The sequence below is a fragment of the Idiomarina aquatica genome (assembly GCF_003987185.1).
GTDB lineage: Bacteria > Pseudomonadota > Gammaproteobacteria > Enterobacterales > Alteromonadaceae > Idiomarina > Idiomarina aquatica.
In genome coordinates, this window is the sequence record NZ_PIPS01000003.1 from 163982 (window position 1) to 185388 (window position 21407).

Below are 21407 nucleotides of genomic sequence, written 5' to 3' on the forward strand. Positions count from 1 at the left end.
GACTTATACTATGATCATGTTGAATCAATTCGAGGATGCTAGTCGAGTTCATTCAGCTCATCGACAGGTTTTGCGGGATGAATCAAATGGCCCTGCCATTTAAGACAGCCCATCTTTCGGATAAGTTCAAACTGCTCTTCGCTTTCCACGCCTTCCGCGACAACTTCGACGCCAGCGGCTCGTGCAAAGGTCATCATTGACTCGACGATACGTTGCGTCTTTTCACTGCTGACCAGATTGGCAATGAAGCGACGGTCGATTTTAATCTGGTCAATGGGATACTCGGCTAAATAGGTTAAGCTGGCAAAACCGGTACCAAAATCGTCAATGATGATGTCTAAGCCAAGTTCGGAAAGTGCTTTGATGGCGTTCTGCACTTGCAAGTCCGGCTCGTTCAAAACGGACTCTGACAGTTCAATGCCTAAGTGCGTGACCAGTCCCGGGTCACGGTCATAATGTTCTCTGAGCTTGTGAATCCAGGTCGAGGTTAATTGAGGCGCCGACAGGTTAATGGACACATAATTCAGCGGTGAGTTATTTGCGATCCACTTATTCAATTGCAGCACGACTTCATCCAGCACCCATAAACCGATGTCTGCCAGTTTCTCAGCCTCTTCCGCATGGTGTAAAAACAGCGCCGGACTTAATAATCCGAACTCCGGATGGTTCCAGCGTAACAAGGCCTCGGCACCAATAATGTTTTTGGCGTCATTGAAGATCGGCTGATAGTAAACTTCCAGCTCCTGGTGCAAGGTCGTGGACTTGATGTCTTCGGCCAACTGTAAATGGAAATGTGATGGCTGTGCGCTTTGCGGCTGGCTACCAGCAGAAATGGTTGTACCTTCTGTACGAGATCGGATCATCGCTGAACGCGCCTGCGCTAGCAACTGATCGCTGTCATAGCCATCTAACGGATAGATACTGGAGCCAGAGCTACAGGTTAAATAAAACTGAGCGTTGTTATCGATGATAAATTTATCACGAAAGACCCGGAGAATGTTGTCCGTGATAACCTGTATGTCAATGTATTCGGTGATGTTGTTGATCAGCACAACAAACTCGTCACCGCCGGCGGCATAGAGCTTACTTCCAAAGGGCAAGGCGGCTTTGATCCGCTTAGCGACCCGCTGTAAGGTCTTATCACCAACGAGCGAGCCATACCGATGATTGATGTGATGAAACTGGTTGATGTTCACCGTTATCAGCGCGGCCAGGCGATCCTCGGGCAACTCATCAATCAACGACTTGAAATGTAAGTGCAGGCTGCGCAGGTTAGGCAGGCCACTGAGCTCGTCAAAAAAGGCGGCGTTATGCAGCGCTTGACGTTGCTGCTCGACCAACGAAATATCCGCTAGACAGGCAATAACCTGCTCGTTGCGGGGGCAAGGGCGGATCAGTAATTGCGCTTTAAAGCGCGACTGGTCAGGGCGTCTGCCAATCACCTCAATGGCTTCGTTGGTTGGAAAGTGACCACCGCTAATGTTGTCACTGATTGGCGTCAGGATATCTTCCAGGCGCAGATTCTGAGCTTCCTCCGCGGATAGCCCGATAATTGACGCAAAGATATCGTCGACGACGTTCAGTTTGCGATGTTCTGTTAACTCTGCCAGGCCCACTTTTACGTGATGCATGGCATCGGTGTACAGGCTGTCATCGGGAACGCTAAAATCATTTGAAATATTAATCCATGAGCCGCGAATACGTTTGCCGGAAGGATCGTCGTGGCGCAATTGATCGCGTATCCAGATGTAATGGCCATCGGCGTGGCGGAAGCGGTACTCGTAGACAAATTCGGGCTCATCAAGCCCACGCAGCGCTTTTTTGACGACGCTGGATCGATCAGCCGGATGCAGATTGTTGTACCACCAGTTGACACTTTTTATTTCGTCAAGCGAATAACCGAGCAACTTTTCGGCGTTCTGACTCACCCAGTGCACGCGAAAGTCGTTCTCTACCCGGCGCAGTTCGAAATGAATCGTAGCGCTATTGGCAAGGTATTCACTCAGAAGGTCAGTCGGCTTACGATATTGCTTAACAATGGCGCGGGTATAAAACCACAGGAACAACACCGACAGCGCTAAAACGACCCACGGCTGCGCGGCATCCAGTTGTCGCGCATTGGCTTCGGACAAACCGCCGAACTTAGAAACAGCGTACATACCCAGCTCGATCACCACCATCAGTACGACGTACATAATGACGCTGCGTATCGTTGCCCGCTGGTACCACTGCTTGCGCTTCATGCTGTTTTGGTTCATCGAATCCTTGCCCATGGAATATCGTCTTTGGATTGCGGCTTACTGAGAATTGATCCCTGTAGCTCTTCGCAACCAATTTGTCTTAATAATAACAGTTTACTGCGATCATCCACCCCGGTTGCTATGGTTTTTAAGCCCCGTGAACGCGCCATCTTGACCATCGACAATAAAGCACGTTTTTTATCGCTGTTAGAGGTGGCTTTTCTCACCAAATCTTCAGAGAGTTTTACCGCATCAACGGGCAGTACAAACAAAGACTGTATGGTTGATGCGCCTTCACCAAAATGATCCGCAATAACATTAACGCCAATACTACGAAGTTTCTCCAGGTATCGTTTCGCTTTGTCGGATATTCGCATCAGTGCTTTTTCACTGACCTCCAAACTGAAGTCCCGCGCCGGGAATTTTGAATCCTGTAATTCTCGGGCAACGACGTTTAACACACCCGGTTCGATTACGTCGTTTAAGGTAATGTGCAATGAAACGCGCACCACAAATTCGTTTTTGTGCCAGTAGCGGATATCTTCAAAGGCTTTTTTGACCATCCAGCAGGTAAACTGTTCTGTCAAAGCCGCTTCTTCAATTAACGGCCTAAAGTCGTCCGGACTCATATCTCCGCGTTTAGGGTCAGTCCACTTCACGACGACCTCGAGCACCGAGAAGTAACCGGTATTGGCGTTTAAGCGGGGTTGATAGTATAGCTTGATGTCGTTCCGCTCAATGGCATCCGTGAGTTGACGCGAGAAAGAGGCGTCTGAAATTGAATTGATGGCGTCGTCATCCTCTAAAAACGAGAACGATTTCTTTTGTTCACGGGCTTCGAACGCGTGGTGCTGTGCCTGTTCAACCACTTCCTCGGCACGTTCTTTAATGTTTCCTTTATTGGTACGTAGTACACCTGTTGCGCTGTCAAGATTGTAAGAAACCCCGTCAATGACGATAGGACGCTGCAACAGTTTCTTTAATTTTTCTTCAAGCTCCTGGTGGCTTTGTTTGGTGTCGGTACTGACACCAACCAGTTCGTTTTGTGAGGTCTGGCCGATATGCGCCGAGTCACCAATCATCTTTTTTAGCTGCTCGGCCAACTGGCGCATTAATTTTTCGGTGCGCTCGGTACCAATTTGATGCTGGATGCGCTCAAGGTTCTGCAGTTTAAAGTTGAAAATATCAACCAGATCATTGGCATTGCCGCCCTCGTCAGCACCGATTTGCTTAAGCTGTTCGACAAAAGCGGCCATATTGGGCAGTTCAGTGCCTTGATAGGTGTGCTTGGCTTTTTTCTCCATCGCCACCAACTCGCGAACTGAATTAGCAATCAGTCCGGCAATGGTCGGCAACAGCGTTAAAATTAACAGCCTGACCAGCCAGCCAACCCCAATTTCGGAGTCAGCAATGGCGTCGTCCGGCAGTGACAAAGGACTCAGCGCAAGCCCACAGACGAAGCCCCCCAAAGCGCCAATACGGGGGCCCAACAATAAACCGGCAAAAAACAGCGGTAAGTAGATAAAGTGTTCGTAAACACTCGGCAGCCCCCCGGTAACATCAATCACTTTAATAATGGCGGCAATAAAAATAGCCAACACAAATCCGAAAAATACCTGTTTCTCGGCATTAAGCTTGGTAAAGTCAGCAAGACTCTCACGGCACCAGGCCGCAAAGCTGTATGGGTCGTCTATTTTTGCCATTATTGCGTCTTGAGTTGTTAGCTGCCGCTGTTTATTGTTATTTAGTTGTGCACACAGAGTGAGAAGTAAACTACTCTGTGTCAAGCATTTAGAATAATAACGTACGTTTTAAAGGAAACTTTAATGAAAGACAAGCTGGAAACGCGATCATTTCTTCTTCTGTTGCTGCTCGTCAGCGTCGCTTTCCTATGGGTGTTAAAACCCTTTTGGATGTCGATTTTCTGGGCTTGCGCGGTGGCGGTGATTTTTTACCCGTTACAACGCAAGTTACAGCAGAGCTTAGGTGATAAACCGAACCGAAATGCGCTGTTAACCTTAACCATCGCGGTCGTGATTGTAGTGATTCCGGTGCTCGGTATTGCCTACTCGTTTATCCAGGAAGGCGTACAGTTTTATCAGAAGGTTGATTCCGGCGAAATCCGCCCCGGTGAGTTTTTGCAGCAAATTGAAACCGCCTTTCCATTTATTCCCGATTTGCTCGAGACGCTCGGTATCGAAATGGATAACTTGCGCCAGAAAATTTCAGAGTTTGCGGTTACCGCGAGTCGCACACTCGCTGAGCAAGCTCTGACGGTAGGGCAAAACACCTTTAGCTTTGTCGTCGGTGTTGCGCTGATGGTATATCTGGTTTTCTTTTTACTGCGCGATGGGCATTTGCTGATTAACCTGATGGTGCGGGCTTTGCCGCTCGGCGACCAGCGCGAGCGAGAGCTATTCGGTAAGTTCGCAGAAGTCACCCGAGCTACCGTTAAAGGCAACATTGTCGTGGCGATGGTTCAGGGGGCGTTGGGCGGTATTATCTTTGCTATTCTTGGCATTCCTGGAGCACTGCTCTGGGGCGTAGTCATGGCCTTTTTATCCCTGATACCAGCGGTTGGAGCTGGTATTGTCTGGTTACCGGTTGCGGTTTATTTGCTCGCGACCGGAAGCATTTGGGAAGGTCTTGTGTTGATCGCCTTTGGAGCGATAGTTATCGGCCTGGCGGATAATATTTTGCGACCCCTGTTGGTTGGTCGTGATACCAAGTTGCCGGATTACATCGTGTTGTTCTCAACCTTGGGTGGGCTGGCCCTGTTTGGTATTACCGGGTTTGTTATCGGGCCGCTGGTAGCAGCCCTGTTTATGGCGTTCTGGAATATTTTCATGCGCGAATTCAATATCGACTGATTTCTAATAGAAGGGCCGCTGGTAGCCGCCTTCGAGCCCTTCTCGTGACAGCACCCATTGCCAGAGTTGTATGTCGCGGGCACGAAACGCACCGGCGCAGGACAACAAATAATATTTCCACATGCGATAAAACGAACGGTCAAAGCCCGACTTCAATTCTGGCCAGGCGTGATCAAAATTGGCAAACCAAGCCATCAGCGTCTTATCGTAATCGGCACCAAAATTATGCAGATCTTCGCAGACAAAACGTTCTTCCAATGCCGAACCAATTTGTGAAATTGAGGGGATCTCGCCGTTAGGGAAAATATAACGGCTGATCCAGGGATCAGCGGCTGTATCCGAAACGTTTTTGCCAATGGTATGCAACAGAAACAAGCCGTTATCGGTTAAGCAACGTCTGGCGACCGTCATGTAGTCGTCGTAGTTTTTCCGGCCGACGTGTTCGAACATGCCGAGGCTGATGATGCGGTCAAAGGACTCATCCAGGTCGCGGTAGTCCTGTAGGCGAAATTCAACCGGCAACCCCTCACAGCGCTTTTTACCCAGCGCGACCTGCTCTTTCGATATGGTCACGCCGACGCACTCAACGCCGTAGTTTTCTGCCGCATACTGCATGAAACTGCCCCAGCCACAGCCGATATCAAGCACTCTCATGCCGGGTTCCAGTCCCAGCTTTTGGCAGCTCAGTTCGAGCTTGTTGCGCTGTGCTTCATCGAGATTACTGGCATGGCGCCAGTAGCCGCAGGTGTACACCATCCGTTCATCGAGCATTTTTTGATACAGATGGTTACCAATATCATAATGATGTTGGCCGACCTCCCAGGCACGACGGCTATCCTGCAGATTAAACATACGTGCCTTCAGGGAGTGAAAGATAAGCCGAGCCGGGTTCACTTCATGCTGAATGCCGGAGCGCAGCAGACGATGGAAAAACTGATCCAGCGCCGGAGCATCCCAATGGCCTGCCATATAGGACTCGCCCAACCCTAAGTTTCCACGCGATAAGGCTTGATCAAACACACTGTCATCATGCACTTGCATATCCCACGCACGGTCGCCGTTAATACGAATGTCGGCACGGGACAGCAGTTCTTCGACGTACGCTTTTGACGTTGCCATAAGGTCCTCATTTTCTGCTCAACAGCTTTTTTTACGCTAACAGGATGCGCTTAAACTGGCAACGGATGGACCTCTTAACCGCGGTTACCTGGATGAAGCGCCACGTACAAACTCCGGGTAGGCATCGATACCACAGTCGACGGTATCGGCGCCCTGATATTCTTGTTCCGCACTTACCCGGATTCCTATCAGTTTATGCAAAAGCCACCAAATAACCAGGCTGGAGCCGAACATCCAGACAAAAATGGTTGCAGCGGCTGCCGCTTGCACCGCCAGGGATGCGCTGGTGTCACTGATCGGTACCATCAGTAAACCAAACAAACCACAAACCCCATGCACCGATAGGGCGCCAACGGGATCATCCAGTTTGAGCTTGTCGAGCGCGATGATGGATATCACCACCAGCACCCCGGCAATGGCACCAATCACAGCGGCCAATGGGGCTGAAGGACTGACCGGTTGCGCGGTAATCGCGACCAGACCGGCTAAGGCGCCGTTCAAAATCATGGTTAAGTCGGCTTTGCCGGACAGCCATTTTGTCATGACCAGCGCGCCAATGGTGCCCGCGGCAGCGGCGCTGTTGGTGTTAACAAAGACATTAGCAATGGCCTCGGCATCGGCGCTGCTGCTCAGTTTAAGTTGTGAGCCACCGTTAAAGCCAAACCAGCCAAACCATAGGATGAACGTTCCTAAAGCCGCCAATGGCATGTTGGCACCCGGCAGCGCCTGCGCTTTGCCGTCCTTGTATTTTCCCAGCCGCGGACCGAGGATCAGTACACCCGCAAGAGCGGCAGCGGCACCGGCCAGATGCACAATACCGGAGCCGGCAAAGTCGACAAAGCCCCACTGGTTGAGGAAACCGCCACCCCAGCTCCAGGCGCCCTGCACCGGATACAATACCGCCGACAAGATGATACTAAAGAGCAAAAAACTGACCAGCTTCATCCTTTCGGCCACCGCCCCTGAAATGATCGACAGTGCCGTGGCGACAAAAACGCTTTGGAAAAAGAAGTCGGCAGCGTCGGCATAATCGCTGGCGCCACCGTTGCCATACATCAGCGAATAGCCAATGATCAGGTAACAAAGACAGGCCAGCGCGTACAAGGTAATGTTTTTGGTGAGGATCTCGGTGGTGTTTTTCGCTCTGACTAAGCCTGCTTCGAGCATGGCAAAACCGGCCGCCATCCACATCACCAGTGCGCCTGAGATGAGTAAGTAAAAAGTATCTAACGCAAAAGCGAGCTGATTATCTGCTGACATGATGTGCTCCTTACAGTGCCTGTTGACCGGTTTCACCGGTGCGAATACGGGTGCAATGCGTGAGGTTCCAGACAAACACCTTGCCGTCACCGATATTACCGGTGTGGGCATGCTCAGTGATGGTCTCAATAACGCGCTCAAGCATATCGTCAGCAACCGCAAGCTCGACTCGAATCTTGGGCAGAAAATCTACGGTATACTCGGCGCCACGATAGAGTTCGGTGTGGCCCTTTTGGCGGCCAAAACCTCGGGCTTCGGATACCGTCATGCCGGCACAGCCAATATCGGCTAATGCGCGCCTGACATCATCGAGCTTAAAGGGCTTGATTAATGCAATGACCATTTTCATGGGGTTCTCCTAGCTGATTAACGGTTCGGCAGAAGTTCGGTTTCAATTGTCATGCCATAATGTAAGCAACTGAAAAGTAATGGTTTAATTTCCACAAGGAGACCTCTTGCCCCATCGCGGTGGTTGTTTTGGTGCAACTGCACGAGAAAAGTGCTTATGGCTTATAACGCAAAGTGAGTTGAACCATTAACGCACTGGCGGGATACTAGGAGTCATTGTTCACAGAGTTACTGAGGTACCTATGTTAGTAGGTCAACGTATGAGCGACTTGATCGGGCAAACCGATCTTTTGAGAATTCCGTCACTGTCTGCACTGAGTGGCAGTGATATTTATTTAAAATGTGAATTTCAGAATCCCGGCGGTTCGATAAAAGATCGCGCTGCGAAACAGCTGATTGAAGATGCCTTTGAGCGTGGTGAGCTGAAGCCGGGTATGACCGTGGTCGAAGGAACCGCCGGTAACACCGGTATCGGCTTAGCTTTGGTGGCTAAGTCTTATGGCTTAAAAATGCTGGCGGTCATGCCGAACGATCAAGCGCCGGAAAAGGAGCGTATGATCGCTCTGCATGGGGGCGAGCTAATGGCGGTTGACCCGGTGCCGTTTAAGAACCCCAATCATTTTTACCATACCGCACGGCGCATTGCAGAAGAGCGCAGCGACTGCTGGTGGGCTAACCAATTTGAAAATACCAGTAATGCGCGGGCGCACTATTTACATACCGGCCCGGAAATTTGGCAGCAGATGGAAGGTCGCATCGATACTTTTGTGTCGGTGGCGGGTACCGGCGGCACCCTTGGCGGTAATTCGAAGTTTTTTAAAGAACAGGATGCCAATATCGATGTCTGGTTGGCGGATCCGGATGGTTCTGGTATTTATCAGTTCCTGAAGTCAGGAGAATACGTGGCGAATGGTGGCTCAATGACCGAAGGGATCGGTATTATGCGGTTGGTGGACAATTTCCGTCAGGCCAGCATCGATCATGCGGTCAATTTGCCGGATCAGGACTTGGTAACGCTGTCACGCTATCTGCGTGAACAGGACGGTATTGTGCTGGGCAGTAGCTCGGCGTTAAACGTCGCAGCGGCGCTGGCTGCGGCTCTGCACAAAGGGCCAGGACAACGTATTGTTACCTTCGCCTGTGATTTAGGTGAGCGTTCGGCCAGCAAGCTTTATAACGAAGCCTATTTAAAAGGGCGTGGCCTTAATCCTGAGCCGGAGCCGATTGAACAATTGTGCGAGCGCTATGCGAATTTGGGCGACAACGTGCTGGCGAAAAAATGGTGTGGTCTTGAATGACCGCTTGGATGACGATATGCGTTTTATAACCAAAAACTATTCAGCGTTAACTGCAGCATGGCTGTTGGCGGTGGGGGCGGTGCAGGCACAAACGGTAGAACCCGTTACAAATCTGTCGACCATTGAAGTACGGGACTTTATCGATGTTGCGCATCGCGGCGCGTCCGGTTATCTGCCAGAACACACCCAGGCCAGTGCGGTGATGGCGCACGCGTTGGGCGCTGACTACATCGAGCAGGATGTGCAGTTAAGCCGTGATGGTATTCCGGTGGTGCTGCACGATCACTATCTGGATGAAATATCGGATGTTGCTGACGTGTTTCCGAAGCGACACCGGCCAGATGGTAAATATTATGTGGTCGATTTCACGTTAAAGCACTTGCAGCAATTAACCTTAAAACCACGGGTGAATGATAAAGGTGAGCGACGCTACCCGCAGCGTTTCGGGCTGGCGACCACCTCCTTTAAGGTACAGACACTGGCCGAACACCTGGCGCTAGTAAAAGAGCTGAACCGGGTCAGGGGAACCGATACCGGTGTTTATATCGAAATAAAATCACCGCGTTGGTATCACCAGCAAGACTATGACATCACCGCAGCCGTTATGCGGGTGCTGGAAGATGCGGGTTATAAAGAGGGGGCGTTGCCAACCCCGATTTATCTGCAGTCTTTTGACCCGGAAACGCTACGACGGTTAAAGCGCCAGTACCATATTGATTATCCGTTGGTTCAGTTAATTGCCGACAACAGTTGGAACGAGAGCAGTGTGGACTATGATGCGCTCAGAACTTACGCGGGGATGGAGTCATTGTCATCCTATGCAGAAGGGGTCGGCCTGTGGCTCGGGCATGTACTGACCGGGGTGAAAGATGGCGAGCCGCAATGGAGCGATGTGCTATCGAACGCCCAACGAGCTAAGTTGCCGGTGTTTGTTTACACCTTGCGAGCCGATGATTTGCCTGAAGGCGTGGAGTCTCACCGACAATTGCGGGGTTGGCTAAAGCAAGCCGGTGTGACCGGCGTGTTTAGTGACTTTCCGGATAAAAAGTAACGCGCATCTTTAAGCCGTCGGTACCGTCGTCATAATAACCCGGTAATACATCAATGGTTTCGAAATGATAGCGTCGATACAGTTGGATAGCCGCCAGGTTATCTGACTTCACTTCCAGCGACAGACCGTGGCACTTGGCTTTTTTGGCCTCGGTAATGACATGCTCTAACATGGCTCGTGCCAGCCCTTGGCCACGGCGCTCGGCGTCTACCGCAAGCGAATAGACACGCCAGTAACGACTGTTGGAACGGCTCAGAGCGATGGCATAAGCGATAACTTGGCCGGCGTCGGTAACCACCCAAAAGTGCACCGAAGATGACTGCAACAGCCGCCGGAAGTTTCGGCGGCTGATGCGGCTGTAATCGAAGGTTCGTTGCTCGAGTTGCACCAAGGCGTCTAAATCGGCCTTGTCGGCCAGCCGAATGCGCCGCGTCGATGGGTGATCAGTATTCATCCAGGCGGCGTCCAAAGTCCGCCATAATCAGGCGGTAAAGCTCATAGCCCAGATGTTTATCTTCTACCCCGGATTCGATCGACGGGTTGTCGTTAATCTCGATGATGACCGGGCCCTTAGCGGTCATTTTAACATCAACGCCGTAGAGGCCGTCGCCGATCAGACGCGTTGCCTGTAGCGCTATCTTAACGACATCTTTGGGCGCCTGATGAACCCCAAAGGTTTCGAACGAGCCACTTTTAGCACGGCCGGACGATTCTTTATGGTTGTATATCTGCCAGTGGTTACGTGCCATAAAGTACTGACAGGCGTATATCGGACGGTTATTAAGTACGCCGATACGCCAGTCGTAGTCGGTGCGCATAAACTCCTGTGCCAGCAAAATCGTTGATTGCGCGAACAGTTCTTCAGCCGTGGCTTTAAACTGCTCGGCATTATCGGCCTTCTCCACGCCAATCGAGAATGAGCCATCTGGAATTTTTAACACCACCGGATAACCCAGTGACTCACCGATTTCATGGTAGTTAATGTCGGTGCCGGATAACAATAACTCTGTTCGTGGCATACCGACCTGATGTTGTTCCAACAGCTCTTTTAGAAACACTTTGTTGGCGCATTTAACAATGGATTCAGGATGGTCGATGACGACCATGCCATTGGCTTCTGCTTTCTTGGCAAAGTGGTAAGTATAGTGGTTGATACGCGTGGTTTCGCGAATAAACAAGGCGTCAAACTCCAGCAACCGGTTAAAGTCTGCTGCCGTAATGAGTTCTGCTTCGATGTCCGCTTCTTTTGCCGCCTTAATAAAAAGGTTCAGTGCTTTTTTGTCACTGGTTGGAATGGCTTCATCCGGGTTATAAAGAATCGCTAGGTCATAGCGGTATTCTTTGCGCGCCCGCGCTTTACGCCAGACTTTTTTATTAAAGGCATCGAGTGCGTCACCAAACATGGTTTGTTGAGCATCATCCAGTTGATTCAAATAGCCGGCCGTTAAGGAATGAATATACCAGCGCCCTTCGTTACGTAACTGAACGCGCAGCAACGGGCACGGGTAGCGTTCGAACAACTGACGGGCAAAGCCATTAAACTCATCAATATCGGAAACACCGAAACAAATGATCAAATCCAGCGCGTCATCGGTATAGTTAGCAAGGTAGCGGCTGGCTGATTTATCTAATACATTGGTTAATAACTGGTAATGTTTAAAGTTATTTAAATCATTGATGGTGGTGACCGACGGCATAACGCGCTGGCCACGGGCTTCTGCCAGTAAGCTGACATAGTAACCGGTAGACAGGTAGCTGAGGTCATCACAAAGGTTGAGAATGTGCGAACGAGTACGGCTAACGTGAGTACTGAGGTACTCATTAGCCGTTAATAACGATTGGCTCGGATAGTAAGGCTGCCAATCGGACATATCATTGATAACTACATGGACGTGCTGCTGCATAAAGTAAAATGTTATTTGCGGGAGATACTTAGCAGACACTATATTAGAACATGGAAGAAAGACAAGGAGCTTTGTGTATGTTGACGCTGTTGGCCAAATTATTAAAGGCCTTAAACTCAGAAACCAGCCCCTGGGCGCTCGCTATGGCGATGGTGCTGGGCATGATTTTGGGGTTGACCCCCTTGTGGCGGGTACACAACCTGATCATTCTGCTGGCCGCACTTATTTTTCGCGTTAACCTCACGCTGTTCCTGATTTCGTTTGGTGTGTTCTCAGGACTCGCTTATCTGCTCGACCCTTTATTTCACGAATGGGGACTCGCAATCCTGCAAGCTGATAGTTGGCAGGGGATCTACGAGGCCATTTATGCCACAGCAGCGGGTCGTGTCAGTCAGTTTTATCACACCATCACCATGGGTAGCCTGGTATTTAGTTTATTAATCAGTCCTGTGATCGCGGCCTTAACCTATTTTGTGGTGGTTAATTACCGCAAACGCATTCAGCAAACCTTGTTAAAGTTAAAAATTGTGCAGGTTATCCGCGGTAGTCGTTTCTGGCAGTTGTATATGGATTTACGGGGGTGAGTATGAAACGCAGTATAATCCGCTGGCCGGGACTGGCCGCCTTCGCTGCCATCGTTGGCTTACTGGTCATTGTTTCCTGGTTATTTCTGGACGCTATTTTAAAAGTGACGCTGGAATATGGACTGGGGCGGTTAAATGGCGCCGAAGTTAATATTCAGAAAGTTGAACATAAGTGGTCGCCGTTAACCTTGACCGCCTACGATGTGCAGGCGACCGACCCGGCCAAACCATCCCACAACCAAGTGCAACTGGAAAAATTCAGTGCCGATGTGTCCGCGGCGGAGCTGTTACTGGGGCGCATCCATATCGAGCAGCTCGACGTTGTGGGTGTGCGTGTGGATCAAGCCCGCAAGCAAGGCGAAGGCGAGGTTTATGTCGCGCCCTCGAAAGAGGACATCAAAGAATGGGCCTCCGGTAGTTGGGAGCAGTTAAAAGTTTCATTGCCATCAACCGATGAAATTGTTCAGCAAGTCGGCTTGCAGACCGAACAGATCCTGACGGAAGCAGAAACCCAGATTGAGCAACAACGCGAGCAGTTCGAGCAGGCCAAAGCAGCGCTGCCGACGAAGGAAACGTTGCAGCAGTATCAGCAGCAGGTAAAAGCAATTACCGAAGGTAAGGTTGAAGGTCTTGGGGATATTGCCGCGCGCAAAGAAAAACTGGACAACGTTAAGGCAGCCATCCGCCAGGATAAAGAAGCGATCCAAAAATTCCGGCAGCAGTTAAGTGAGTCTGCTGATGTCGTGAAAACTCAGATTGCCCGAGTCAAAGAGGCCCCGGAAAATGACATCAACCGTATTCGCAACTTTTTCCAGTTAAATGAATCTGGGCTACAGAACGTCACCGGCTTGTTGCTCGGTGATAAGGCACGTCAATGGAGCGAATATCTGTTACTGGCATATGAGCAACTAGCACCGATGCTGGCGCGCTCGGCAAATACCGAAACGGTCGAGAAAGTCCGCGGCGAAGGTGAGAGCCTGTCATTTGTAGAAGACGACGCACCCCCGGAGTTCTGGATCAAGCAAGCCCGCACCGAAGTGATGATTGGGGACACGGCCGTTAACATCGATTGGCAAAACATCACCCATCAACATGATTTATTAGGTCAGCCTACGACTTATCAGGCCCGAGTGGATAATGGCGACCTCTGGCAGGCGTTTAATTTGGATGGCGAGCTATCGCTCCTGTCGTCGGGCATTGACGCCAAACAGCAGTGGCAGCTAAAAGGAGCCAACGTAAAAAATTTAGGTCTTAGCGACAGCAGTGAACTGACCGCGGCAATAACCTCGGCACTGATTGACAGTGACGGGCGGGTGTTAGTCCGAGGTAACCAATTGGATGGTGAAGCGATCATCCGTATGCTCGATTTAGCGGTTACCGCACAGGGCAGCAGCAAAATCACCAATGCCATTGCCCAAGCGCTGGCGCAATTAAAACGCCTGGATATCAATACCAAAGTGGGGGGCGATATCCTCAATCCAAAACTGAACCTAAACTCAGATCTCGACCAACAGCTGGGCAAACTGCTATCTCAAACCGCCATGGCGGAGGCACAAACCAAGCTTGATGACATAAAATCTGAACTGAGCGCCAAAGTCGAAAACCAACTGGGCCCCAAAAACCAATTACTGGAAGACATTACCCAACTGAACGGCCAGGCCGAAAGCTTCGACCAGCAACTCGAAGAATTGCTAAAAGCCAAAATCGAAGACAGTCTCAAAGACAAACTCAAAGACCGCCTATTCGGCTCGTAGCTTGCGCCCTTGGCGGTAGCTTGCGCCTTTGGCGCAAGTTGGCCGTAAAGCGAGCCCGCTTCTGTCAGAGCTCGAGGGGGGTTGACCAGGAACCGCCACGAGCACGTCCGTGTGGGCTTGTTTCCGGCCATCCATGGCCTCCAACATTCCTGGTCAACCCCCCTCAAACTCTGACGCGCGTACTCACTTTACGGTCAACTTGCGGAGATCGTGACAAGCAGGCACAGGATTTGTTGCCCCCGTGGCAGGGGGTGTCGAAGGCCAGGGATGGCCTGAGACAAGCGCACACGGACGTGCTCGTAGCGTCCCCCTGCCACGGGGGCAACAGAGCCTGTTAAGCCTGCTTGTCATGACCGCCCCCCTCCCTTGCGCCAAAGGCGCAAGCTACGGCCAGAGGCGCAAGCTACTCGAGGAAGGTTTTTAGGGTGTTGGCTTTTTGCTGGATGCTGTAGATGCCGTCGAGGTGTCCCCAGGGGCCGTTGATGTGTTCGATGGTGACGTCTTTGTTCAGGCTTTGTAGTTGCTCAGCAGCGGCTTCGGCCATGTAGGGCATCAGCAGTAGATCGTTGCTGGCGGGTAGAAACAGGGTTTTGGCGCTGATGTTTTGTAAGCCTTGTTGCAGGGTCTTTTGGTGTCCGGCAACGAACAGCTGGTTGGCACGCACGAGGTATAAAATATGATTGGCATCGGCCAGGGGGGCGCGCTGGCGGCTGCTTTCATAGAGCCATTGTGCGGCTGGTAGTTGATTGTCTACGGTATCCAGGCCTTGCTCTGGCAGGGTCTCTTGTGCGGGGGCGAGTTGGTTGAAAATGGTCGGGTGCATGGCACCGTGGGTGATCAACGCCTGTGCCATGGTTACTCCATCCAAGGGTGCTTCGGCGTCATAGTAATCACCGCCGTTCCAGTTTGGATCCAGCTTGATCGCTTGTGACCAGGCTTCTAAGCCAGCAATGGTCCAGGCGTCCATGGATGCGGTACCAATAACCGATACCATCCGCTCAACCCAGTCCGGGTAGCTTGCCGCCCACTCGATCGCTTGTAGTGAGCCCATGGATGCGCCGATAACGGCATGCAGTTTTTTTATGCCAAGGGATTCCAGCACCGCTTTTTGCACATTAACAAAGTCGCGAATCGTTACCACCGGAAAGTCGAGTCCATAAGGCTTTCCGGTGGCCGGATTGATACTGGCAGGGCCAGTGGTGATGACCGATGGCAAATGAGGGTAAGCGTTTACTAACGAGTCGACGCTGACAACGTAATACTTATCGGTATCAATCGCTTTGCCGGGACCGATAATCGCGTCCCAGTAACCGGCCTGTTCATCGTCGCTTGAGTATTTGCCGGCGGCGTGGCTGTTACCTGAGAAAAAGTGCGTTATCAAAATCACATTATCTTTATTCTCATTTAATTGGCCATACGCTTCCCAGCCGACTTGCAGTTCCTGGATGGTTTCACCGCCATGAGTGACGTACTCATCCAGGGTGAAACGTTGTTTTTCGACCAGCATGGGTTGTTGCTGGGCCCATCCGGTCAGGCTGAACAGCAGGGTAGTCAGCCACAGAGCGAGTTTGGCGGTGCATTTCATGATTGCTTCTCCAGTAAGTAATTTTCATAGTCTTTGCGGAGCTGGTTTTTAACCAATTTGCCGGTGCCGGTGTGAGGCAGTTGATCGACAAAGAGGATATCGTCGGGGGTCCACCAGCGTGCGATTTTGCCGTCCAGGAACGCCTTAATATCCGCTTTGCTGGCGTCCATCCCCTTGTTCAATACCACCAGTAACAGGGGGCGCTCGTCCCATTTCGGGTGCTTTACGCCAATCACGCAGGATTCGTTAACCGCCGGATGCTGACTGACGATATTTTCGATATCCAGTGAGCTGATCCATTCGCCGCCGCTTTTAATCACATCTTTTTTTCGATCAACAACTTTCATAAAGCCTTCGGCGTCGATGACGGCAATATCGCCGGTTGCTAGCCAGCCGTCGGGAAAACTGCTTACGTCATCGTTACGAAAATACTGCGCGGCGATCCAGTGGCCGCGAACTTGCAACTCACCTCGGCTTTCGCCGTCATGAGGCAGTGGTTGATTGTCGGCATCGACAATGCGGGCTTCGATGCCAAAGACCGGTCGGCCAGCGGTCGTTTGAATACGATACTGCTGTTCTTTAGGGCGGGCGAGGATATCGCCTTGTGGTGGGGCGGAGTACACCAACGGGCCGGTTTCCGTCATGCCCCAGATCGGCTGCCAGTACACATTATACGTTTGGTCGTAGGTTTTAACCAAACCCAACGGTGATGCGGCGCCGCCAACACAGACGCGGGCTAAGCTGGGTACCTCGAGCTGCTGTTCACTCAGGTAATTGTGCAACGTCAACCAGATGGTGGGTACACCCAATCCAACCGTGACGTTTTCTGCGCGGATCATGCTGGCCATGGCTTCACCGGAGGTACCGTCACCGGTAAACACCAATTTACAGCCGGCTATGGGAGCCGCATAGGGAGCGCCCCAGGCGGCAACGTGGTACATGGTAACCATCGGCATCAGCACGGTATCACTGTCGAGATCCAGCATATCCCGGCCGATGGTCGCTTGCGCATGCAGCACCATGGCGCGGTGCGAGGCCATTACCCCTTTGGGGTTGCCCGTTGTGCCTGAGGTGTAGCACAGCAGTGCCGCACTGTTTTCGTCGATATCCGGCCAGTCATACTGAGCGGGGTAGTCGCTAATCAGGGTTTCGTAGCAGAGCACATGAGCGAGAGACGTCTGAGGCATGTGTTCAGGGTCGGTCATTATGATAAACCCTTTGACGTTGGGTAATTCATCTTGAATCTGCTCGAGTAACGGCACAAAACTTACATCGACGAATACCCAACCACTCTCAGCATGGTTCATGATCCAGGCGATCTGGTCACCGAATAACCTTGGGTTGACGGTATGCATCACCGCACCGAGGCCGCTGACCGCATAATACAGCTCCATGTGTCGATAGGTGTTCCAGGCCAGGCTGGCCACACGCTCGCCGGGCTCGATACCAAGCTGAGTTAATGCATGAGCGAGCTGACCGGTACGGGCAAAGCAGTCGGCATAGTTGTAGCGGTGTATGTCACCCTCCAGTCGTCGCGTGACGATTTCCTGCTGAGGGTGGCGGGTGGCAGCAAAACGCAACAAATCAATGATTTGTAACGGTCGCTGCATCATATTTCCTTGAATGGGTGAAACCAACATGTGTTATTCCTTACAGCATGAATAAACCAATGGCGACGGCCAGGCCGAGTAATGGCACCACGACCGTTACGGCGGCAACGGCCCAATAAGCGGCACTGTGTGTTTCGTTACAGATGGCGCGGATGGTGGTGACCACATAGCCATTGTGCGGCAGCGAATCAAGCGCACCGGAGGAAATCGAAACAATACGGTGCAATTGCTCTGGGTTGACGCCGGCCTGCATGTAATGAGGCCCTACCTCCGGTAGCGCAATCGCCTGGCCACCCGAGGCCGAACCGGTCAAACCGGCGATGACGCTGACGGCAACCGCAGCACCCACTAATTCGTTGCCCGGCAAATTGGTCATGGCGGTAACCGCCGTATCAAAGGCCGGGGTGATTTTGGCGATGCTGCCAAAGCCGACCACGGCGGCGGTGTTACCGATGGCGACTAAAGCGCCGGTTGTGGCTTCGGAAATAGCGAGCTGCGGACGGTGGAAGTGTTTAAAGTTAATCACTGCAATGGCAATAACGCCGCCAAGCAGAGCAACGATTAGTGCATTCTGTGCGAGTTCGTCGTGAAAGAAAAACGACAGCCCTAATACCACCAGTAACGGAATCAAGCTAAGCACTGGCTTGGGCAGTTCCCGATCCAACAATACCGGGTCACCTTCGCGAGCTTCAAAGCTTTCACCATTCGCGATGGCGCGATTAATGATTTTGCGCAACCACCAATAACCGAAGGTTGCCATCAACACCGCAACTACCAGGCTTACCTCCCAGGCGGCATAAGGTGAGGTACCAAGGTATTTGATCGGAATCCAGTTTTGGATTTCCGGTGATCCCGCTGAAGTCATGGTAAAGGTGACCGAGCCAAATGCCAGTGCGGCCGGGATAAAACGGCGTGGCAGGTTAGCGTCTTTGAACAGTGATAATGCCATCGGATAAACTGAGAAGGCGACCACGAATACACTGACACCACCATAGGTCAGAATGGCGCAGGCTAACACCACCGCCAGTACCGCTTGTTTGCGACCCAACTTATTAATGATCCACTGAGCGACGCTGTCGGCGGCGCCGGTATCTTCCATAAATTTGCCGAACATCGAACCGAGCAAAAACATGAAAAACCAGGCGGCTACAAAGCTGGCAAAGCCATCCATATAAGCGCTGACGTAATTTACCTCACCGGTAAACAACGGGATGCCACTGCAAAGCGCGACGACGACCGCACACAAGGGTGCGCTGATAAATAAATTCATTCCTCTGAGTGTGAGGATGATCAGCAACACCAGGCCGCCGATAAGACCAATCATACTTAACATGAGTTACCTCGCAACGAGTCAATAGAAATAGCCATGCTCCGGTCGTTGCATGAACTGTATTGTGCGTTATTCGGTAGTTTTGCCCCATAGTACTATGGTACAGATCACTTTTTTAACAATTTGCGCTAGTTTAATAGCCAGCCATGACTCTGGGCCGTTCAAAAAATAAACGGAACATCGATAAGAATGACAACATCGTCAGGGGAACAACAATGAATACAGCCAAATTTAAGCACTCGCTGGTAGCCGTCGCAATCGCTGCACTGTTTACCAGTCCTGCAAGCTTAGCTCAGGATGAGCAGGACACCACTCAGGCAGAAGATGGCAAACTAGAACGCATTGAAGTGACTGCGCGCCGAACCAGTGAAAGTTTACAAGAAGTGCCGGTGTCGGTATCCGCGTTTGGTGAGGAACTGCTCGAACGCGACGGCATTGAAGACATTACCGAGTTGCAATACAAAATGCCGAACACCACGTTTCAGGTCAGTCGAGGCACCAACTCCACGCTGACAGCCTATATTCGTGGGGTTGGTCAGCAGGATCCGTTGTGGGGGTTTGAGCCCGGTGTTGGTATCTATATCGATGACGTGTACGTTGCTCGTCCGCAAGGCGCCGTGTTAGAAGTGCTTGATGTCCAGCGGGTTGAAGTCCTGCGTGGTCCGCAGGGCACGTTGTACGGTAAAAACACCATCGGCGGCGCGATGAAATACGTGACTCGCGAACTGACGGGTTATGATGAGTTTGAAGTAAAAGGCACGGTGGGTTCCTACAATCAGGCCGACTTAAAAGTGTCAGGACAGACGGCACTAGCCGATAATTTCTACGTCGGCGGCGCGTTTGCCACGCTTAACCGGGATGGCTTTGGTAAATTTGTTAATACCGGTGACGACAACTATAACAAAGAGTTAATGACCGGCCGTTTGAACGCCAAATGGCTGGTGAATAAAGACGTCAACGTCAAATTTGCGGCAGACTGGACCCGCGACGACTCCAATGCTCGCGGTGGCCACCGTGAACAGGAGTCGTTGTTAAGTGATGAACCCAGATTGACCGATGTGTACGATGCCTATACCGCGATGCCGACCTGGAACAAAGTCGAAACCGAAGGGTATTCCATGACCATCGACTGGGCGATTAACAACGATTGGCTGTTCAAGTCGGTCACCGCCTATCGCGAGGGTCTTACCGACACCAACATCGATTTTGATTCAACGGTTAATCCGGTGCTATTGGTGCCGGCCATTTATGAAGACGACCAGACCACCCAGGAATTCCAGTTCATGTACCGGGACGATCGGCTGGACTTTGTCGGTGGCTTGTATCTTTATGAAGGTGAAGCCTGTGGTGAATTCGGTACCGTGCTGGGCCTACTGGGATTATCCATTGATACCGGCGGTTGTGTTGATACCTCAAGTGAGGCCATTTTTGGCCAGGCGACCTATCAATTGGATGACCAGTGGTCGGTTACCCTGGGTGGCCGCTATACCCGAGATGATAAAACCGCAGATGTCTTTCGTTACACCTATGCCGGGGTAAAATTCCTCGACCGGGGCGACTACTCCGCCGATCCCATCGTGGTTAACTCGGACTTTACGACTCAGGCGGACTGGAGCAAATTCAGTCCACATGCCAGTGTCAGTTACCAAGTCGATCCTGAACTGATGTTCTACGCAAGCTACAGTAATGGCTTTAAATCCGGCGGTGTGGATATGCGCGCCGATGTATCGCTTAATCCCGATGCCTCAAATCCTTATGACCCGGAAACCGTTGACACCTTTGAATTTGGTGTTAAAAGCGAACTGCTTGACGGACGTATGCGTTTAAATGCGGCAACCTTCTTCTCCGATTACCAGGATATGCAGGTAACCGTGCAGCGCGCGATTGAAGGCGGTGGTGTGGCATCGCAGGTATTGAATGCTGCAGACTCGACGGTACAGGGCTTTGAAGTGGAATCCACCTTTGCCGCGACGTCGACACTGAATATCACCGGCTCACTGGGCTATATCGATGCCGAGTTCGATTCGGTGGCATTCTTTAATCCTGATACTCAGCAGGTTGAAGATGTTTCCGATCTCTGGTCATTCCAGAATACGCCAAAAGTTACTGCGAACATTGGCTTCAACAAAGAATTCGCATTGGAAAGCGGTTCATTAGTGTGGTCAGGAAGCGTTTCCTACCGCGATGACACACAGATTTTTGAGGTACCTTCACCGCTGGACGAAGAGGCTTACAGCCTGAGCAATACCAGTTTGGTGTGGTATTCAAACTCGGGTCAATGGACCGTTGGGCTTCATGCTAAAAATGTCTTTGACGAGGAATATCGGGTATCCGGCTATAACTTTGGCTCGACTTTTGGTGAGAACATCGTAACGGGTTACTACGGCGACCCCCGTACTTATTCACTGACCGTCGGCTATCGTTTCTAATGATGTGCGCATTACCGGCACGCGA

The 21407-nt window shown here is 51.4% G+C and carries 16 protein-coding genes; 6 read left to right on the plus strand and 10 right to left on the minus strand.

Going from position 1 to position 21407, the window contains the following annotated elements; genetic code table 11:
• Positions 1-38: 38 nt before the first annotated feature.
• Together CWE23_RS10230 and CWE23_RS10235 are read right to left on the minus strand one after the other, a co-directional pair.
• Positions 39-2258: a GGDEF domain-containing phosphodiesterase gene (locus CWE23_RS10230; protein ID WP_198678835.1), complete on the minus strand. Its 2220-nt coding sequence runs from the start codon at positions 2256-2258 to the stop codon at positions 39-41.
• A complete protein-coding gene (locus CWE23_RS10235; protein WP_126820200.1) occupies positions 2255-3943 on the minus strand; it encodes an EAL domain-containing protein in 1689 nt (562 codons plus the stop codon). Before CWE23_RS10235 ends, CWE23_RS10230 begins: the two co-directional genes overlap by 4 nt.
• Positions 3944-4066: 123 nt before the next feature.
• Between CWE23_RS10235 and CWE23_RS10240 the strand changes: the two genes are divergently transcribed.
• Positions 4067-5110, plus strand: a complete 1044-nt coding sequence (locus CWE23_RS10240; RefSeq protein WP_126820201.1) for an AI-2E family transporter — start codon at positions 4067-4069, stop codon at positions 5108-5110.
• A gap of 3 nt (positions 5111-5113) precedes the next feature.
• On the opposite strand, the gene cfa is transcribed toward CWE23_RS10240, so the two are convergent.
• From cfa to CWE23_RS10255, 3 genes are all read right to left on the minus strand, one after another.
• A complete protein-coding gene (gene cfa, locus CWE23_RS10245; protein ID WP_126820202.1) occupies positions 5114-6229 on the minus strand; it encodes a cyclopropane fatty acyl phospholipid synthase in 1116 nt (371 codons plus the stop codon).
• Positions 6230-6313: 84 nt separating this feature from the next.
• On the minus strand, positions 6314-7489 hold the full coding sequence (locus CWE23_RS10250) for an ammonium transporter family protein (protein ID WP_126820203.1): 1176 nt from the start codon (positions 7487-7489) through the stop codon (positions 6314-6316).
• Positions 7490-7499: 10 nt separating this feature from the next.
• Positions 7500-7838: a P-II family nitrogen regulator gene (locus CWE23_RS10255; protein ID WP_105307225.1), complete on the minus strand. Its 339-nt coding sequence runs from the start codon at positions 7836-7838 to the stop codon at positions 7500-7502.
• A 241-nt stretch (positions 7839-8079) separates the two neighbouring features.
• Between CWE23_RS10255 and CWE23_RS10260 the strand changes: the two genes are divergently transcribed.
• Together CWE23_RS10260 and glpQ are read left to right on the plus strand one after the other, a co-directional pair.
• On the plus strand, positions 8080-9135 hold the full coding sequence (locus tag CWE23_RS10260; RefSeq protein ID WP_126820204.1) for a cysteine synthase A: 1056 nt from the start codon (positions 8080-8082) through the stop codon (positions 9133-9135).
• A 16-nt stretch (positions 9136-9151) separates the two neighbouring features.
• Positions 9152-10186 carry a glycerophosphodiester phosphodiesterase gene (gene glpQ / locus CWE23_RS10265; protein ID WP_126820205.1) on the plus strand — a complete coding sequence of 345 codons (1035 nt, stop codon included), beginning with the start codon at positions 9152-9154 and terminating at the stop codon, positions 10184-10186.
• Here glpQ and CWE23_RS10270 read toward each other — a convergent pair.
• Complete coding sequence (locus tag CWE23_RS10270; protein ID WP_126820206.1) at positions 10161-10640, minus strand: GNAT family N-acetyltransferase; 480 nt, start codon at positions 10638-10640, stop codon at positions 10161-10163. The two genes, glpQ and CWE23_RS10270, sit on opposite strands and share 26 nt — an antisense overlap.
• Complete coding sequence (locus tag CWE23_RS10275; protein WP_241970617.1) at positions 10630-12057, minus strand: RimK family protein; 1428 nt, start codon at positions 12055-12057, stop codon at positions 10630-10632. Before CWE23_RS10275 ends, CWE23_RS10270 begins: the two co-directional genes overlap by 11 nt.
• Positions 12058-12167: 110 nt before the next feature.
• On the opposite strand from CWE23_RS10275, the gene CWE23_RS10280 reads away from it, so the two are divergent.
• Positions 12168-12674 carry a TIGR03546 family protein gene (locus tag CWE23_RS10280; RefSeq protein ID WP_105307221.1) on the plus strand — a complete coding sequence of 169 codons (507 nt, stop codon included), beginning with the start codon at positions 12168-12170 and terminating at the stop codon, positions 12672-12674.
• A gap of 2 nt (positions 12675-12676) precedes the next feature.
• Positions 12677-14428: a TIGR03545 family protein gene (locus CWE23_RS10285; RefSeq protein WP_126820207.1), complete on the plus strand. Its 1752-nt coding sequence runs from the start codon at positions 12677-12679 to the stop codon at positions 14426-14428.
• 403 nt (positions 14429-14831) lie between these two features.
• On the opposite strand, the gene CWE23_RS10290 is transcribed toward CWE23_RS10285, so the two are convergent.
• From CWE23_RS10290 to CWE23_RS10300, 3 genes are read right to left on the minus strand one after another with little or no spacing between them, the layout of a single operon-like run.
• Entirely contained in the window at positions 14832-16013 is a 1182-nt protein-coding gene (locus CWE23_RS10290) for an E22 family MetX-like putative esterase (protein ID WP_126820208.1), read from the minus strand.
• Positions 16010-17653, minus strand: a complete 1644-nt coding sequence (locus CWE23_RS10295; RefSeq protein WP_198678836.1) for a long-chain fatty acid--CoA ligase — start codon at positions 17651-17653, stop codon at positions 16010-16012. The genes CWE23_RS10290 and CWE23_RS10295 overlap by 4 nt, the downstream gene beginning before the upstream one ends.
• Before the next feature lie 10 nt (positions 17654-17663).
• The gene (locus CWE23_RS10300) at positions 17664-18956 is read right to left on the minus strand and encodes a GntP family permease (RefSeq protein WP_126820209.1); all 1293 of its coding nucleotides are present in this window, start codon (positions 18954-18956) and stop codon (positions 17664-17666) included.
• Positions 18957-19168: 212 nt separating this feature from the next.
• On the opposite strand from CWE23_RS10300, the gene CWE23_RS10305 reads away from it, so the two are divergent.
• Positions 19169-21382 (plus strand): TonB-dependent receptor, encoded by a 2214-nt coding sequence (locus CWE23_RS10305; protein WP_126820210.1) that lies wholly within the window; start codon positions 19169-19171, stop codon positions 21380-21382.
• Positions 21383-21407: the final 25 nt, after the last annotated feature.

Coding starts and splice junctions, on each gene's coding strand:
- CWE23_RS10230 (WP_198678835.1), bottom strand. CDS start 2,258: ATGAACCAAAACAGCATGAAGCGCAAGCAGTGGTACCAGCGGGCAACG.
- CWE23_RS10235 (WP_126820200.1), bottom strand. CDS start 3,943: ATGGCAAAAATAGACGACCCATACAGCTTTGCGGCCTGGTGCCGTGAG.
- CWE23_RS10240 (WP_126820201.1), top strand. CDS start 4,067: ATGAAAGACAAGCTGGAAACGCGATCATTTCTTCTTCTGTTGCTGCTC.
- cfa (WP_126820202.1), bottom strand. CDS start 6,229: ATGGCAACGTCAAAAGCGTACGTCGAAGAACTGCTGTCCCGTGCCGAC.
- CWE23_RS10250 (WP_126820203.1), bottom strand. CDS start 7,489: ATGTCAGCAGATAATCAGCTCGCTTTTGCGTTAGATACTTTTTACTTA.
- CWE23_RS10255 (WP_105307225.1), bottom strand. CDS start 7,838: ATGAAAATGGTCATTGCATTAATCAAGCCCTTTAAGCTCGATGATGTC.
- CWE23_RS10260 (WP_126820204.1), top strand. CDS start 8,080: ATGTTAGTAGGTCAACGTATGAGCGACTTGATCGGGCAAACCGATCTT.
- glpQ (WP_126820205.1), top strand. CDS start 9,152: ATGCGTTTTATAACCAAAAACTATTCAGCGTTAACTGCAGCATGGCTG.
- CWE23_RS10270 (WP_126820206.1), bottom strand. CDS start 10,640: ATGAATACTGATCACCCATCGACGCGGCGCATTCGGCTGGCCGACAAG.
- CWE23_RS10275 (WP_241970617.1), bottom strand. CDS start 12,057: ATGTCCGATTGGCAGCCTTACTATCCGAGCCAATCGTTATTAACGGCT.
- CWE23_RS10280 (WP_105307221.1), top strand. CDS start 12,168: ATGTTGACGCTGTTGGCCAAATTATTAAAGGCCTTAAACTCAGAAACC.
- CWE23_RS10285 (WP_126820207.1), top strand. CDS start 12,677: ATGAAACGCAGTATAATCCGCTGGCCGGGACTGGCCGCCTTCGCTGCC.
- CWE23_RS10290 (WP_126820208.1), bottom strand. CDS start 16,013: ATGAAATGCACCGCCAAACTCGCTCTGTGGCTGACTACCCTGCTGTTC.
- CWE23_RS10295 (WP_198678836.1), bottom strand. CDS start 17,653: ATGTTGGTTTCACCCATTCAAGGAAATATGATGCAGCGACCGTTACAA.
- CWE23_RS10300 (WP_126820209.1), bottom strand. CDS start 18,956: ATGTTAAGTATGATTGGTCTTATCGGCGGCCTGGTGTTGCTGATCATC.
- CWE23_RS10305 (WP_126820210.1), top strand. CDS start 19,169: ATGAATACAGCCAAATTTAAGCACTCGCTGGTAGCCGTCGCAATCGCT.